Source organism: Citrobacter sp. CK202 (assembly GCF_030333225.1).
GTDB classification, from domain to species: domain Bacteria; phylum Pseudomonadota; class Gammaproteobacteria; order Enterobacterales; family Enterobacteriaceae; genus Citrobacter_B; species Citrobacter_B koseri.
This window is the reverse complement of sequence record NZ_JAOWGI010000021.1, coordinates 209,639-225,344: the sequence shown is the minus strand read 5'-3', so window position 1 is coordinate 225,344 and position 15,706 is coordinate 209,639. Positions and strand designations below refer to the sequence as shown.

The 15,706-nt window shown below is 55.8% G+C and carries 15 protein-coding genes; 10 read left to right on the top strand and 5 right to left on the bottom strand.

The genetic code is table 11. The features are described from left to right. Positions 1 to 89 precede the first annotated feature (89 nt). The 3 genes from eptB to OGX84_RS06765 all read right to left on the bottom strand — a co-directional run bounded on the left by eptB (position 90) and on the right by OGX84_RS06765 (position 4,154). Positions 90 to 1,781 (bottom strand): kdo(2)-lipid A phosphoethanolamine 7''-transferase, encoded by a 1,692-nt coding sequence (eptB, locus tag OGX84_RS06775; RefSeq protein ID WP_112001422.1) that lies wholly within the window; start codon positions 1,779 to 1,781, stop codon positions 90 to 92. Between the two features lie 213 nt (positions 1,782 to 1,994). After that, positions 1,995 to 3,197: an L-lactate MFS transporter gene (locus tag OGX84_RS06770; RefSeq protein WP_024131048.1), complete on the bottom strand. Its 1,203-nt coding sequence runs from the start codon at positions 3,195 to 3,197 to the stop codon at positions 1,995 to 1,997. Between the two features lie 252 nt (positions 3,198 to 3,449). Next, positions 3,450 to 4,154, bottom strand: coding sequence for an autotransporter outer membrane beta-barrel domain-containing protein (locus OGX84_RS06765; RefSeq protein WP_112001421.1), 705 nt, complete (start codon positions 4,152 to 4,154; stop codon positions 3,450 to 3,452). A gap of 158 nt (positions 4,155 to 4,312) precedes the next feature. Between OGX84_RS06765 and tag the strand changes: the two genes are divergently transcribed. Further along, on the top strand, positions 4,313 to 4,894 hold the full coding sequence (tag, locus tag OGX84_RS06760; protein ID WP_012135682.1) for a DNA-3-methyladenine glycosylase I: 582 nt from the start codon (positions 4,313 to 4,315) through the stop codon (positions 4,892 to 4,894). After that, positions 4,872 to 5,303 carry an N-acetyltransferase gene (locus OGX84_RS06755; RefSeq protein WP_112001420.1) on the top strand — a complete coding sequence of 144 codons (432 nt, stop codon included), beginning with the start codon at positions 4,872 to 4,874 and terminating at the stop codon, positions 5,301 to 5,303. Before tag ends, OGX84_RS06755 begins: the two co-directional genes overlap by 23 nt. On the opposite strand, the gene OGX84_RS06750 is transcribed toward OGX84_RS06755, so the two are convergent. Further along, the gene (locus OGX84_RS06750; protein WP_112001419.1) at positions 5,281 to 7,614 is read right to left on the bottom strand and encodes a molybdopterin guanine dinucleotide-containing S/N-oxide reductase; all 2,334 of its coding nucleotides are present in this window, start codon (positions 7,612 to 7,614) and stop codon (positions 5,281 to 5,283) included. The genes OGX84_RS06755 and OGX84_RS06750 overlap by 23 nt on opposite strands. A 166-nt stretch (positions 7,615 to 7,780) precedes the next feature. Between OGX84_RS06750 and OGX84_RS06745 the strand changes: the two genes are divergently transcribed. The 6 genes from OGX84_RS06745 to ghrB all read left to right on the top strand — a co-directional run bounded on the left by OGX84_RS06745 (position 7,781) and on the right by ghrB (position 13,746). Then, on the top strand, positions 7,781 to 8,443 hold the full coding sequence (locus OGX84_RS06745) for an OmpA family lipoprotein (protein WP_012135687.1): 663 nt from the start codon (positions 7,781 to 7,783) through the stop codon (positions 8,441 to 8,443). A 148-nt stretch (positions 8,444 to 8,591) separates the two neighbouring features. Next, entirely contained in the window at positions 8,592 to 9,608 is a 1,017-nt protein-coding gene (locus OGX84_RS06740) for a LacI family DNA-binding transcriptional regulator (RefSeq protein ID WP_024131050.1), read from the top strand. 100 nt (positions 9,609 to 9,708) lie between these two features. Further along, positions 9,709 to 10,458: a sugar phosphate isomerase/epimerase family protein gene (locus tag OGX84_RS06735; RefSeq protein WP_104868045.1), complete on the top strand. Its 750-nt coding sequence runs from the start codon at positions 9,709 to 9,711 to the stop codon at positions 10,456 to 10,458. 3 nt (positions 10,459 to 10,461) lie between these two features. Continuing rightward, on the top strand, positions 10,462 to 11,400 hold the full coding sequence (locus OGX84_RS06730) for a sugar kinase (protein WP_286457597.1): 939 nt from the start codon (positions 10,462 to 10,464) through the stop codon (positions 11,398 to 11,400). 68 nt (positions 11,401 to 11,468) lie between these two features. Continuing rightward, complete coding sequence (locus tag OGX84_RS06725) at positions 11,469 to 12,749, top strand: MFS transporter (RefSeq protein ID WP_286457596.1); 1,281 nt, start codon at positions 11,469 to 11,471, stop codon at positions 12,747 to 12,749. 22 nt (positions 12,750 to 12,771) lie between these two features. Continuing rightward, positions 12,772 to 13,746, top strand: coding sequence for a glyoxylate/hydroxypyruvate reductase GhrB (gene ghrB, locus OGX84_RS06720; RefSeq protein WP_047460360.1), 975 nt, complete (start codon positions 12,772 to 12,774; stop codon positions 13,744 to 13,746). Between the two features lie 93 nt (positions 13,747 to 13,839). Here the strand turns inward: ghrB and OGX84_RS06715 are convergent, their stop codons facing one another. Beyond that, positions 13,840 to 14,550, bottom strand: coding sequence for a DUF3053 domain-containing protein (locus tag OGX84_RS06715; RefSeq protein ID WP_024131051.1), 711 nt, complete (start codon positions 14,548 to 14,550; stop codon positions 13,840 to 13,842). Between the two features lie 356 nt (positions 14,551 to 14,906). Between OGX84_RS06715 and OGX84_RS06710 the strand changes: the two genes are divergently transcribed. Together OGX84_RS06710 and cspE are read left to right on the top strand one after the other, a co-directional pair. After that, positions 14,907 to 15,197 (top strand): HTH-type transcriptional regulator, encoded by a 291-nt coding sequence (locus OGX84_RS06710; RefSeq protein ID WP_012135694.1) that lies wholly within the window; start codon positions 14,907 to 14,909, stop codon positions 15,195 to 15,197. A 280-nt stretch (positions 15,198 to 15,477) separates the two neighbouring features. Next, the gene (gene cspE / locus OGX84_RS06705; RefSeq protein WP_000014594.1) at positions 15,478 to 15,690 is read left to right on the top strand and encodes a transcription antiterminator/RNA stability regulator CspE; all 213 of its coding nucleotides are present in this window, start codon (positions 15,478 to 15,480) and stop codon (positions 15,688 to 15,690) included. Positions 15,691 to 15,706: the final 16 nt, after the last annotated feature.

The window sequence follows — 15,706 nt, the reverse complement described above, 5'->3', positions numbered from 1 at the left end:
TGCGGGGCGCATCTTACTGCTCAGGTGCGCGCCCGTCAATCCCTTAGTTTGAAAATGCCATTCAATCGGCGAGAAAGTCAGCAGACCGCTTACTGCACTACTGCATTCTGTTCAGCCGGAATATGGCACCAGTCGTTGTTTTCGTTAATTCCGCCATCTGGCGAGGTGTAGCCGAGACATCCCATCACCGTGTCATACAGCTCCACATGACGGCGCGGCGTTTTCATCGCCGCCGCCTGTTGCAGGCGCGCAAGCATCTGCGCATGCTGCGGGTTCTCCAGATACTTATCCGACATCCACACCAGCATTGGCACCCGGAACTGTTCTGGCGGCGCCATCTTGCGCGGCGTGCCGTGCAAATGCTCGCGCTCATTGATCGACTCGCCGTGATCGGCGGCGTAAAACACAATGGCTTTCTTATCGCGCAGCTGATCGAACACGCGGGTAATAAAGTGATCAACATAGCTCACCGAGTTATCGTAAGAGTTGATCATCTCCGCTTTTGTGCAACCATCGTCAACACCGACACACTCAGGCGTCCACTGCGCAAAGCTGCGGGGATACCGCTGCGTATAGTTATAATGCGACCCTTTGGTATGCATCACGATCAGGTGTTTCCCGTCAGGGGTTTGCGCTAACGAACGCTGCATTTCATCCACCAGCAACATATCATCAACCGTCTTACCCCGGTTGCGCGGCTCTGCGCCGATTTGCTCGCGGTAGGCAATGTTATCCGCCATCGTATTGCTGTAGAACCACATTTCGCTCTGCATCGCATACAGATCGGCGCTAAACCCTAACTGCTTCAGCACCGCAAAAATGTTTTGCTCTTTCAGCGTACGCTGCGGATTCTCCGACGCGCCACCCTCGCGCACAAACATACAGCGCAGCGAAAGTTTGGTCGCGGTATCACACGACTCACCCCGGAACGCCGCGAGATTTTTTTCCTGCGCCAGCTTCGGCGTCGTATTCCGCTCGTAGCCGAAGATGCCCATATGATCCCAACGCGTGGTTTCGCCGATGATAAACACAACGTACGTGTCATCAATGCCTTCTGGCGCAACATAGGTAAACTTCTTCGCCGGGTTCATCAGCGAGTTATTATCCGACGACTCATCCACCTGCGCCCAGGCGTACAGCCCTAAAGCCGACAGCCAGTTCGACGGTAAATAAGAGTTCGCCACCACGCCGCCATAGCTCGGCAAATCGATACCCGTTGTTCGTTCAACATTCTTTTGCTGAACGTCGAGCAGGCGAATCGGCGCCCACACCATCACCCCAGCCAGAACCACCGCCGCCACGCTGCGAACGCGCTGGCCCGGCGTGCGTAACTGCCGCAGCAGGGTGTAACGACAGCGGTTACTCCAGATAAAGACCAGCGGCAGAATACTCACCGCCACCAGCCACAAAATGAAGTGCCAGCCGACGACCTCTTTCGATAAATCGATATCCGTGGTCATCACGGAGGCAATAATGCCGTAGCCGATCACCACGTTCAGGAGGGTCATGTAATAGCTGGCGCTCGCGGAGAACAGCACCACCAGCGTAGCCAGAACCCGCCAGACGCGGCGACCAAACAGGGAAAGCAGACGGAGTAAGAAGAACGTGGCGAGAACCGTGGCCCCAAGTTCAACCACTGCCGAGAGGCCTTTCCAGACGGTAAATTCCTGCGCATAGCTGCCGAACCGGCGGTAAAACACTGCGCAATTCATAAACAGGCCGATATAGAGCGCAAGCAAGAAGCTCAGCTTCTGCTGCGTCATCGATTTAATGTATTTCATGCAAGCAAACCCTGGAAATCGGGATAAAAACCACCCGCAAAAGGCCATTCCAGACCGGGCAGGTGGATAAATGCGGTAACAGCAGATGTCAGACAGTCTACACGCGCGGGTATGTAGACCACAGGGAAGCGTAAAAGTGTCGGAAGAATAAGCAAGCGGCCCGGATATTTACAAAAATATCCGGGCCGGGAAGTGGTTAAATGATGAATAAAATCAGGCGTGAGCCTCTTTAAAGACGCGGCGCTGAGGCTGGCGAATCGTGGTCGAGAGCGCCAGAGAGAGGATCAGCAGAGCGAAAATAACGCAGAAGGTGACGTAGAATCCACCGAACAGCGAGGCGATAATCGACCCGCAAATACTGCCAATCCCAAAGCCCAGGTAAATCACGCCGTAGTTTTTCGCCAGGTTATTCAGGCCGAAGAACTCGCTCACCAGCGACGGGAACACCGTGATCGTACCGCCGAAGTTAAAGGCGACGCAGGCAATCGCGGCAAAGAACGTCACATCATTCAGCGGCGCGAACAGTAACGCTGCCATCCCGACCAGCGAGACAACCTGACCGAGGGTAATCACGCGGATACGGGCGATTTTGTCAGACAGAATGCCCAGCACCAGGCGGCCTGACAGGTTAGCGATGGAAATCACCGTGACCGCGTTGGCCGCCGAAGCAACATCCATATGCGCCAGCCCCTGAGCAATGTCTTTCGCCACGCCGATGACATACAGACCGCTCATGCAGGCCGTCAGGAACATCACCGCCAGCATCCAGTACTGCGGTTTACGCATGGACTGCGCCAGGGTGAAGTCGTTTTCCACCACCCCGTTTACCGCTTTAACATCCTGATTCGGCGCGTCTTTCATCAGCGTTGAACCAAAGACAATCATCACCAGCACAATCGCGCCCCAGATCATAAATGTCTTTTCCAGACCGACCGTCGCCAGCAGCTGGCTGTCGATGAATTTGAAGCCTAGGCTACCGAGGCCATAAGAACCAATCGCGAAGGCGGAAATCAGCCCTTTACGTTCCGGGAACCATTTTACGCAGTTAGACAGCGTTAACAGGTATCCCGCCCCGTCCGCCAGGCCAACCAGCACCCCGGCGCTCAGCCACAGCATCATAAGGTTGTTGGAATGCGCCGTTAAAAAGAAGCCGATGCCCAGTAAAACACCTGACGCCATCGTGACGCGTTTTACGCCGAAACGTTCCTGTAATTTACCCGCCACGGAAGAGGAGATCGCCAGTCCCAGGCTCAACAAGCCAAATGAAAAGGCCACCTGGCTGACGGGCTCATCCAGTTTCGCAGAGAGCGCGCCATTAAACAGGCTCCAGGTGTAAACAGAACCTAACGCAAATTGCGTGATGATGGTGCCGATAAGCGTCAGCCAACGGGTACGCTGATAATCAGAAGTTTTCATGGCAGTCTTCCTGCATAAACAAAGGAGAAATTCACTGCCGACAACAATAACGAAGTGCTTTTTATGCAGGGGAAAAACGGCATGAAATGCCATCAGAGCGGAATGAAATGCCTGGATTGAGGAATGAATGACGAGACAAAGACTGCGTGGCGTGATTTTTTTAAGGTCAGTTAGTACCTACTATCGCTGTATGTCTTGTTATTAAAGAGACTCAATTGTAAAAAACTTGTTTTTATTACGTGCGTATTCTCGTTAAAATCTGGCGCTAACGCCCAGGGTGTACAGGTAGTCGCTATTGCTTGCGCTGTTATCTGCCTGAGAGAGCGCCGCATACGCCGCGATATGCGGGTTCAGTAGCATATCCGCCCCCACCGTCACATCCAGCCAGTTGCCATTCTGATCCGCCGCCGTCATTCGACTCAGCCCCGACTGCGCTTTCCAGATGTTCTCGCCGTATTGCTGGTTATAGCTGATTTGCGCCCAGGGACGGATATCGCCAAACTGCGAATTCACCCGCCAGCCCAACGTACTGACGCTGGCATGCCACAGAGGGTCGGTCAGCGCCTGCGCCGTCACGCTGTCGCCAAATTCATTAAACATCGAGGTGGTTGAGCCGTCGTAATGCAGGCTGGCGACCGGCCCGGTCGTCACGCGCCCGGCAAGCGGAAAATTCCAGCCCACGCTCATGCCGCTGGCCGCATCCAGTGGCGTTTGATCGGCCAGACTCAGCACAGGGCCAGGCGCATTCTGGCTGGACCGAATCCGCTCCGCCAGAATATCGTTGTAACTTGGTTGGTGATCGCTGTCCCATGTATAGCGTTCTGTCGTATGACCCGATACGGCATCAGCGATATATTCTTGTTGCCAGGCATATGCTGTGTTAGTGAAAATTGCACAGACGATAACGCTCGCCAGGCAGCACCACACCTGGCGACCACTGCATTTTTTTATAATCATCAACGCGACTCCAGAGAAGAGCCGAATTCGGCGATATTATTGTCATTGTTTGGCGGTTCCAGGGCTTATTAGCCCTGTATTAAATATTGTCTTTTTAGCTGGCGCGTCAAGGCGGGCCGAATGAAATTTTTGCGGTAGTCAAAACAGCGAGGAAGAGTATGCAGCGTTGCGGATGGGTCAGTCAGGACCCACTATACATCGCCTATCACGACAAGGAGTGGGGCATTCCCGAAACCGACGGCAAAAAGCTGTTCGAGATGATCTGCCTTGAAGGCCAGCAGGCGGGGCTTTCCTGGATCACCGTGCTGAAGAAACGGGAAAACTATCGCGCAAACTTCCACCACTTTGATCCCGTTCGCGTCGCGGCGATGCAGGAAGACGACGTTGAGCGTCTGTTGCAGGATGCGGGCATTATTCGCCATCGGGGGAAAATTCAGGCCATCATCGGCAATGCCAGGGCATATCTCGCAATGGAGCAAAATGGCGAACCGTTTGCTGAATTCGTATGGTCTTTTGTCGAAAACCAGCCGCAGGTAACGCGCGCCGCCAGCCTGAGCGAGATCCCCACCTCAACCCCCGCGTCGGATGCGCTGGCAAAAGCGCTGAAAAAACGCGGCTTCAAGTTCGTCGGCACCACCATTTGCTACTCCTTTATGCAGGCGTGCGGGCTGGTCAACGACCATATCACGGGCTGTTTCTGCCATCCTGGAGGTCAGCATGATTCGCGAATCCCGGACTGAGGATATGGCGTCAATTTTGACGCTCTGGATGGAAAGCACGATCTATGCCCACCCGTTTATCGAAGCGCGCTACTGGCGCGAAAGCGAACCGATAGTGCGTGACGTGTACTTGCCCGCCGCGCAGACCTGGGTGTGGGAAGAAGCAGGTTTACTGAAAGGCTTTGCCAGCGTGATGGAAGCGCGCTTTTTGGGCGCGCTGTTTGTCACGCCGGACGCGATCCGCCGCGGGATTGGCAAGGCGCTGGTGCAGCATGTTCAGCAGCGCTTTACCGCGCTCAGCCTGGAGGTTTACCAGAAAAATCAGTCGGCGGTGAATTTCTACCATGCGCTGGGTTTTCGTATCGAAGACAGCGCATGGCAGGAAGATACACAGCATCCGACATGGATTATGGGCTGGCAGGCGGATTAAACGCCGTAAGCGTCAGCGAAGGGCCGGTATACTTTTCAATCCACGCCAGCGCGGTGTTGCCCGCACAGCCGTTCCCCAGTCGCGAGCTGGGGAGATCTTTGGTCAACACGTTTACCGCGCCATTTTTACAGATGCCGCCAGCCGACACCTCTAAATCCGGCCATGCCCCTTCATGAATGCAGATAACGCCGGGTCTAATGCCCTCCGTCACCACCGCGCCCGCCAGAATTTGTCCTCGGTGATTCCAGACCCGCACCGTGTCGCCGTCGGCAATGCCCCGCGTCTGCGCATCCTGCGGATGCAGAGTAATCGGTTCGCGCCCCGCCACCGCATACTGTTCACGAAGCTGGCTGTAGTTAAGCTGGCTGTGCAGACGATGCGCCGGATGGGCGGACAGCACCTGTAGCTGACCGGGTTCGGCATTGCCGTGCCATTCGTCCGGCTCCAGCCACATTGGGTGTCCTGGGCAGTCCGCATAGCCGTAGTCCGCAATTCGCCGGGAATAGATCTCTATCTTGCCGCTGTCCGTTTTCAGTGGATGCGCGTCGGGGTCGCGGCGGAAATCCGCAAAGCGGATAAACTGCGCGTTGGCCGCATTCTCCGGCATTTCAATCAGATCGTTGGCTTCCCAGAACTGTGCAAACGGCGGCAGCGTCACCTGCTGGCTGGCGCCGCGTTGCCCGGCGATGTTGTAGAAGGTTTCCAGCCACTCAAGCTCGCTTTTCCCTTCGGTGAAGCGCGCATGACCGCCCGTTTCCCAGCGCTCGCTCAGTTCGGCAAACACGTCAAAGTCATTACGGGCCTCATCACGCGGCGGCACAACCTGCTTCATCGGCACCAGATGCTGGTTGCTGTAGTCGCCGGTCATGGTTAAATCGTTACGTTCATAAGAGGTCGTGGCAGGTAACACGATATCGGCATGTTTCGCCGCGGCGGTCCAGAAACATTCGGAGATCACCACCAGTTCCGGCTTTTGCCAGGCGCGAATCAGACGGTTGGTATCCTGATGATGCGTAAAGTTCGCGCCGCCAGCCCACCAGACGAAGCGGATATCCGGGAAATGGCGGTTCATACCGTTGTGCTGATAGGGCGCGCCGGGATTCTCCAGCGCCTCGACAATGCGCGCCACCGGAATTTTGTCTACCGCATCGGTGCCGCCTGGCAGACTGCCCTGCATTGAAGCCAGTACGGCGGCGCGGCGCGTCGGGTTTCCCCCGTTGGCGAAATGGTACGAGAGGCCAAAACCGCCGCCGGGCGTGCCAATTTGCCCTAACATAGCGGCAAGCGTTACCAGCATCCAGTGTTTTTGCTCGCCGAACTGCTGACGCTGCATTCCCCAGCCAGACATCAACATAGTGGTGTTTTTATGGAAGAGTTCCGCCAGTTCGTGAATTTTAGCAGCGGATACGCCGCAAATATCTGCGGCCCATTCCGCCGTTTTCGCCACGCCGTCGCTCACGCCCAGCAGATAGTCGGCGAATGTCTCGTAACCGGTCGTGCAGCGCGCCAGAAACGCGTCATCATGCCAGCCGTTTTTCACCAGCGTATGCGCAATCCCCAGCATCAGCGCCACGTCAGTCCCCATATGCGGGGCGATCCACTCCATCTTATCGCCAAAGAACGCCGCGCTTTCCGATCGCATTGGATCGATGCAGATCAGCCGTTTCCCGCTGTTGCGCAGCGCGGCAAAGTAAGCAATGCCCTGCTCATCCGACGCATTCCAGGCAATTTTTAGCGTATTCAACGGGTTGGCGCTCCATAGCACCACCACGTCACTGTGCTCCAGCACAACCGGCCAGCTGGTCTGCTGCTGGTAGACTTCGTTTCCGCCCACCACATACGGCATGATGGCCTGCGCCGCCCCCGTAGAGTAATCCCCCAGATGCCCGGTATACCCGCCCGCCAGCGCCATATAACGCTGCAACAGGGTGGAAGCTTTATGCAGCACGCCATTCGAGCGCCAGCCATAAGAACCGGCAAAAATCGAGGACGGCCCATATGTTTCACGAATACGTTTGTGCTGGGTATGGATCAGATCCAACGCCTCATCCCAACTCACCCGCACAAATTCATCCTGACCGCGCACGCCCTGTGGCTTCTCTGGCGAGGCGAGAAATCCTTTACGCACCATCGGGAAACGCACCCGGGTAGGGCTGTGAACCTGGTCGCGCACGACGGTTTGCAGGGAATTGAGATGCGAAGTGGGCAGCGCCCCGCGAGACGCGAGAACCGTCTCGCCGTCAGTGTCGACCCGGACAGGTCCCCAGTGGGCGGCGGTTAATACCGAATAGTGCGATGGTGCGTTGATCAAAATGCGCTCCTGAATGCGATGCAGGTGTGACGGCTTATTTATTATGCCGCTCAATGTTACTTACAAATTTAAGAGTCTTCCCTGGAATTTTCTTCATGTTCGCACGTCATAATCAACCGCCACCGTCGCTGTGGCGAAAAAATAAAAAAGTCATTAAGGAACTAAGATGAAAAAACGTGTTTTGGTCATTGCTGCTATCGTGAGCGGCGCCCTGGCAGTATCTGGCTGCACAACAAACCCTTACACCGGCGAGCGCGAAGCGGGTAAATCCGGCATTGGCGCGGGCATTGGTTCTCTGGTCGGCGCAGGCGTCGGCGCACTCTCCTCTTCCAAGAAAGATCGCGGCAAAGGCGCGCTGATTGGCGCAGCGGCAGGCGCGGCGCTGGGCGGCGGCGCTGGCTATTATATGGACGTACAGGAAGCGAAACTGCGTGACAAAATGCAGGGAACGGGCGTGAGCGTGACGCGAAGTGGCGATAACATCATCCTGAATATGCCGAATAACGTCACCTTCGACAGCAGCAGCGCAACCCTGAAACCGGCAGGCGCCAACACGCTGACCGGCGTGGCGATGGTGCTGAAAGAGTACAACAAAACCGCCGTTAACGTAGTGGGCTACACCGACAGTACCGGCGGGCAGGATCTGAACATGCGTCTGTCGCAGCAGCGCGCGGACTCCGTGGCCAGCGCGCTGATCACCCAGGGCGTTGCCGCCAACCGCATCCGCACCAGCGGCATGGGCCCGGCGAACCCGATCGCCAGCAACAGCACCGCCGAAGGTAAAGCGCAAAACCGCCGCGTGGAAATCACCTTAAGTCCGTTGCAGTAATCGTTGTGCCGGGTGGCGACAGCGCCACCCGGCACATCGCCAGATGGCGGCTTCGCCTTATCCGGCCTACATTCTTATCCGGCATGAAGCGCTTGCCATCGTTGATTTTCGCGTTAAGGTGTTGTCACCAAATTCAGGGAAATCAGCGATGAGCAAATCAACACGGGCAACCATCAGCGATGTGGCGAAAGCCGCTAAAACCGGAAAAACCAGCATTTCACGCTATCTCAACGGCGAGAAGCATTTGCTGTCCGATGCCCTGCTGGCGCGCATTGAAAAAGCCATTGCCGAACTCGACTATCGCCCAAGCCTGATGGCCAGAGGCCTGAAACGCGGCCGTACCCGCCTGATTGGCCTGATCATCGCCGATATTACCAACCCCTATTCCGTTAACGTGTTGAGCGGCATTGAAGCCGCCTGCCGCGAGAAAGGGTTCACTCCACTGGTCTGTAACACCAACAATGAGGTGGATCAGGAACTGCACTATCTGGATCTGCTGCGTAGCTACCAGGTGGAAGGCATCGTGGTGAACGCCGTCGGGATGCGCGAGGAGGGGCTGAACCGCCTGCAACAGTCGGCGCTGCCGATGGTTCTGATTGACCGTAAAATCCCTGATTTCGCCTGCGATGTCGTGGGTCTGGATAACACCCAGGCGGCAACAACCGCCACCGAACATCTCATTGAGCAAGGGTTCGAGGCGATCCTGTTTCTCAGCGAACCGCTCGGTATGGTCAATACCCGCCGCGAGCGCCTGAACGCATTTCGTGCGACGCTGGCGCGTTATCCTGGCGTGGTGGCGGAAAACGCCGAGGTGCCGCTGGCGGAAAATACGCAACTGGATAACACCCTGCGCCATTTTCATCAACAGCACCGGGGGATGCGCAAAGCCGTGATCTCCGCTAACGGCGCGCTCACATTGCAGGTCGCCCGTTCGCTCAAACGCATTGGTCTTAACTGGGGCAGCGACATCGGCCTGCTCGGTTTTGACGAACTGGAATGGGCAGAGCTGGCAGGCGTCGGCATCACCACGCTGAAACAGCCGACCTGGCAAATTGGTTTTGCCGCTGTCGAGCAGGTTGTACGCCGCATTGAAGGGGGCAGCGACGCGATTCACGAGCAGGTTTTCTCCGGCGAGCTGATCGTTCGCGGCTCCACCGCCCGCTAATTTTCCTTCGTGATGGTGATCATAATTTCGACACACTGCACTTTTCTTTGGAACCGGTTCCATCTAGCGTAATAGCAAGAGCGATAGATTTGGAGTTCCCATGCAAAGAAAAATTATGGTGGTCACCGCCGCCTATGGCTACGACCAGGTGCGTGCCGCAGGCGGGCAAACCGCGATGCTGCCCATCATTGCCGGAGCGGGGGCGGATGGCGTCGAGATTCGCCGTGAAATGTTCACTGACGCCGAGCTTAACGCGCTCCCGCTGCTGGCGGCCGCCATTGACATTTTCGGCCTGCTGGCCTGCTATTCCGCGCCGGAACCGCTGTTCCTGGAGGATGGCAGCCTCAACCCCCACCTTCCCGACCTGTTACAGGAAGCCCGCACGCTGCAAGCGCGGTGGCTGAAAGTGTCGCTGGGTCATTTTGAACGCCAGGATCAGCTCGACACCCTGCGTGACTGGCTGGAGAGCAGCGGCATGGCGCTGGTGGTGGAAAATGATCAAACCGCCTGCGGGAAATTGCGCCCGATGCAACGCTTCAATGCCGCCTGTCAGGTACAGAACCTGCCCATCAGACTGACGTTTGATATGGGGAACTGGCTGTGGGTAGGCGACTCGCCGGAAGACGCCGCACGCTACCTGGCGCCCGCCGTCGGCTATATCCACGTTAAAGCCGCCACGCCCCATCACGACAGTTTCCGCGCCGTTGCGCCGGATGACGCCGATCCCCGCTGGCTGGCGCTGCTGAACGCGCTGCCTGTTGATGTACCGCGCGGTATTGAGTTCCCACTGGAAGGGCAAGATTTGACGGCGGTGACTCGTCGCTACGTCGATTTGTTACGTGAGGAGTAACGCATGAAAAATTCTCTGGATGTCATCACGATTGGTGAAGCAATGGCGATGTTCGTCGCCACGCAAACGGGCGATCTCGCGGACGTAGACGCATTTATCAAACGCGTCGCCGGGGCCGAACTTAACGTAGCGACCGGCCTGGCGCGCCTGGGGTTAAACGTCGGCTGGGTAAGCCGCGTCGGTGATGACAGTTTTGGCCGTTTTGTCCTTAAGTCGCTTGAAAAAGAAGGGATTGATGCGCAGGGCGTCACGCTGGACGGACGTTACGCCACTGGCTTTCAGCTTAAATCTAAAGTCGAAAATGGAACCGATCCCATTGTGGAATATTTCCGTAAAGGTTCTGCTGCAAGCCACCTTTCCGTGGACGATTACCACGATGCGTACTTCTCCGGCGCGCGTCATCTGCACTTAAGCGGCGTTGCGGCGGCGCTTTCCGCCAGCTCTTATGAACTGCTGGCGCATACCGCCCGAGCCATGAAAGCGCAGGGCAAAACGATTTCATTCGATCCGAATCTGCGCCCGGTGCTGTGGAAAAGCGAAGCCGAAATGGTGGAAAAACTTAACCGCCTCGCCTTCCAGGCCGACTGGGTGCTGCCCGGTCTGAAAGAGGGAATGATATTAACCGGACAGCAAACGCCTGAGGGCATTGCCGATTTTTATCTGCGCCACGGCGTGAAAGCGGTGGTGCTGAAAACCGGTGCGGATGGCGCCTGGTACAAAACCGCTGAGGGCGAGCAAGGCTGCGTCGCACCGGTGAAAGTGGACAACGTGGTCGATACGGTTGGTGCGGGCGATGGCTTTGCCGTGGGTGTGATCAGCGCCCTGCTGGAAGGCCGCACGCTGCATCAGGCAGTGACGCGAGGCAATAAAATTGGCGCGCTGGCGATTCAGGTTCAGGGCGACAGCGAAGGATTACCCACTCGTGAAGCGTTAGGCGAATAAACTTCACGCAATGATAACAGCCCCCTGTACCCTACATACAGCGGCGGCATAGTGACAGAGGCAGGCCTATGACAAGCTCAACAAATGCACCAAAACGCTGGTGGTACATCATGCCTATCGTGTTCATCACGTACAGCCTGGCGTACCTGGATCGCGCAAACTTCAGCTTCGCTTCCGCAGCGGGGATTAACGAAGACCTCGGCATCACGAAAGGGATCTCCTCCCTGCTGGGCGCCCTGTTCTTCCTCGGTTATTTCTTCTTCCAGATCCCAGGCGCGGTGTACGCCGAGCGTCGCAGCGTACGTAAACTAATTTTTATCTGCCTGATTTTATGGGGGGCATGCGCATCGCTGACCGGGATGGTGAGTAATATCCCAATGCTTGCCGCCATCCGCTTTATTCTCGGCGTCGTAGAAGCGGCCGTTATGCCCGCCATGCTGATTTACATCAGCAACTGGTTCACGAAGTCAGAGCGTTCGCGCGCCAATACGTTCCTGATTCTCGGCAACCCGGTGACGGTGCTGTGGATGTCCGTGGTTTCAGGCTACCTGATTCAGGCGCTCGGCTGGCGTGAAATGTTCATTATTGAAGGCTTCCCCGCCATCATCTGGGCGTTCTTCTGGTGGGTGCTGGTGAAAGACAAACCGTCACAAGCTGGCTGGCTGACGGAGTCAGAAAAAGCCGCGCTTCAGGCGCAGCTGGAAAAAGAGCAGCAGGGCATCAAAGCGGTACGCAATTACAGCGAGGCATTCCGCTCACGCAACGTCATCCTGCTGTGCATGCAGTATTTCACCTGGAGTATCGGGGTGTACGGGTTTGTTCTGTGGCTGCCGTCCATCATCCGCAGCGGCAGCGCGAATATGGGCATGGTGGAAGTCGGCTGGCTCTCTTCAGTGCCGTACCTGGCGGCGACGATCGCAATGATCGTTGTCTCCTGGGCATCCGATAAACTGCAAAACCGTAAACTGTTCGTCTGGCCACTGCTGTTGATTGCCGCCTTTGCCTTTATCGGCTCATGGGCCGTTGGCGCGAACAACTTCTGGCTCTCTTATACCCTGCTGGTTATCGCCGGTGCGGCGATGTATGCCCCTTATGGCCCGTTCTTCGCCATTATTCCTGAAATGCTGCCGCGTAACGTCGCGGGCGGCGCAATGGCGCTGATCAACAGTATGGGCGCGCTGGGCTCTTTCTTTGGTTCATGGTTCGTCGGCTATCTCAACGGCGCAACCGGCAGCCCGGCCGCCTCGTACATTTTTATGGGGGTGGCGCTTTTCGCCTCAGTATGGCTAACTTTAATTGTTAAGCCTGCTAACAATCAGCAATTACCGATTGGCGCACGCCACGCTTAAACCTTAACTCACGGAGATCCGCATGAAGCCGTCCATTATTCTCTACAAAGCGTTACCTGACGATTTACTGCATCGCCTGGAAGAACATTTCACCGTCACGCAGGTGCCAAATCTTCGCCCGGAAACGGTAGAACAACACGCCCAGGCTTTCGCCAGCGCGGAAGGTTTGTTGGGCTCCAGCGAAACCGTCAATAGCGCGCTGCTGGAGAAGATGCCGAAACTACGCGCGGCATCGACCGTCTCCGTGGGTTATGACAATTTTGATGTGGCTGCCCTCAACGCGCGCAGCGTATTGCTGATGCACACGCCGACCGTGCTGACGGAAACCGTTGCGGATACGGTAATGGCGCTGGTGCTAAGCACCGCCCGCCGCGTGGTGGAAGTGGCCGAACGCGTCAAAGTGGGGGAATGGACAAAAAGCATCGGGCCAGACTGGTTTGGCACTGATGTACACCACAAAACGCTGGGGATTGTCGGGATGGGGCGCATTGGTCTTGCGCTGGCGCAACGCGCTCACTTCGGCTTTAACATGCCGATTCTCTACAACGCCCGCCGCCATCATCCTGAGGCGGAAGAACGCTTCAACGCCCGGTACTGCGATCTGGACACCCTGTTGCAGACGGCGGATTTTGTCTGCCTGATCCTGCCGCTGACGGAAGAGACGCATCACCTGTTTGGCGCGGCGCAGTTTGCCAAAATGAAGTCCTCCGCCATTTTCATTAACGCAGGGCGCGGCCCGGTCGTGGATGAAAACGCGCTGATTGCCGCCCTGCAAAGCGGTGAAATTCATGCGGCGGGTCTGGATGTGTTTGAACAAGAACCGCTGCCGGTCGATTCGCCGCTGCTGTCGCTGCCGAACGTTGTGGCGCTGCCGCACATCGGCTCCGCCACCCATGAGACGCGCTACAACATGGCCGCCTGCGCGGTGGATAACTTAATTGATGCGTTACAAGGCAAGGTGGAGAAGAACTGCGTGAACCCGCAGGTCGCAGGATAATAAATGGCCGGGCGGCGGCGTTGCCCAGCCCGGCCTACAACGTTGCTTAGCCGTATGCCCGATCGACGCCAGCGCCATCGGGCATAAACAGCGTTACTGGATCGCGTTTACCGCAGTGGTCCAGGCCTGATTAAATGCCTGGTGCTGAGACGCCAGCGGCCCAATCAGCGTGTTGTACTGGCTGGCCTGCTGTGACGTCGGGAACTGAATGCCGTTCGCGACAAAGCTCACCTGCGTATCCTGCTGCGCCACAAAGTCGCCGACCTGCACCAGTTGCTGCGTGAAAATTTGCGCAGCCGGAATCAGCGGCTGTAACGCCTCCGAAGGCGCCGTCACCACTTTACTGTAAACCTGATCAAAGACCGGTTTCAGGTCGTCGGACTGTTTCAGCGCGCTGTGCGCGGCATCTGCCTGCAATTTCGCATTCTGCAACTGCTGACCCAGCACGCCCAGAGAACCATTTGCCTGACGCAGCGGCTCGCGCTGAGTGACATAGTCCTGAGGAACGCGGATCGCATTGACGCTATCCACAACCGGACGCAGACCGGAATCCATCGCCTGATTCACCTGCTGCGAATAGCCATACAGGATCGCATAATCAGACACGAACGGACCAAATTGTTTTTTCTGATCGGCGGTCAACGTCGGCAGACGCTCCCCGCTACGCATCGCAGTATTCTGCAGGAAATCAATAAACGCTTTACGCTGATCACCTTCTTTATCAAAACACCCGCTCAGGCTAACTACCATTAATAACGCCATAACAGGCGCAAACCAGCGAGAGCAGGACTTACCTGTCGCCATTTTAATACTCCTTTCACCCAAAAATGCGCACAACGATGCCGCGTGCCTGACGCTGACAAGGATAGTCCAGGACAGCCTTGCAAGATACCCTTTCTGCGTAATCTTGCCGTGGAATATTATACGAAGAAACGGCCAGCTTTTTTACGTGATAAAATTTTTGTTATCTTTACAATTGCGCGCCGTCGATCCGATATGTCGGCCTTTTTCAGATCCTTAGCCAACGCGCGATCCTGACCGGAATGCGCTGAAACGAATCCACTTCTTTGCCGCTTCCAACCGGCTTCACGTTTCCCGACTATTCTTAATGAGCTTCGATGAAATTCACGATCCCGCTGTGTGATTTATAGGAGTTCTCAATGGAATACAAAGATCCTATGTTTGAACTGCTGAGCAGTCTGGAACAAATTGTTTTTAAAGATGTATCGCAGACGATTATCCTGACAAACAAGCCCAACCCTTTTACAGAGTTTGAACAGTTACGAAGAGGAACCGGGCTAAAAACAGATGATTTTGCCCGGGCGATGGGCGTAACCGTTGCCACGGTGCAGGAATGGGAATCCAGACGGGTAAAACCGTCGAGTACCGAGTTAAATCTGATGCGCCTGATCCAGGCCAACCCAGGTTTAAGTAAGCAGTTGATGAAATAGATTATTGCCTGATTTTTTCGTTTAACGGTCCTGTTAAGGGGCCGTTTCCCGACGGACTTACCCGAAAGAAGTAAAATAAAAGTTGCATCCACAAGCGTTACATGAGTTAATGCGTCCAACGGTTTGACGTACAGACCATTAAAGCAGTTTAGTAAGGCAGTCCCCTTCAAGAGTTATCCGTTGATACCCCTCGTAGTGCGCATTTCCTTAACGCTTAAAAAATCTGTAAAGCACGCCATATCGCCGAAAGGCACACTTATTTTTTAAAAGGTAATACACTATGTCCGGTAAAATGACTGGTATCGTAAAATGGTTCAACGCTGATAAAGGCTTCGGCTTCATCACTCCTGACGATGGCTCCAAAGACGTGTTCGTACACTTCTCTGCTATCCAGAACGACGGTTACAAATCCCTGGATGAAGGTCAGAAAGTTTCCTTCACCATCGAAAGCGGCGCTAAAGGCCCGGCTGCTGGTAACGTAACCAGCCTGTAATCTTAGCTTTATAAGC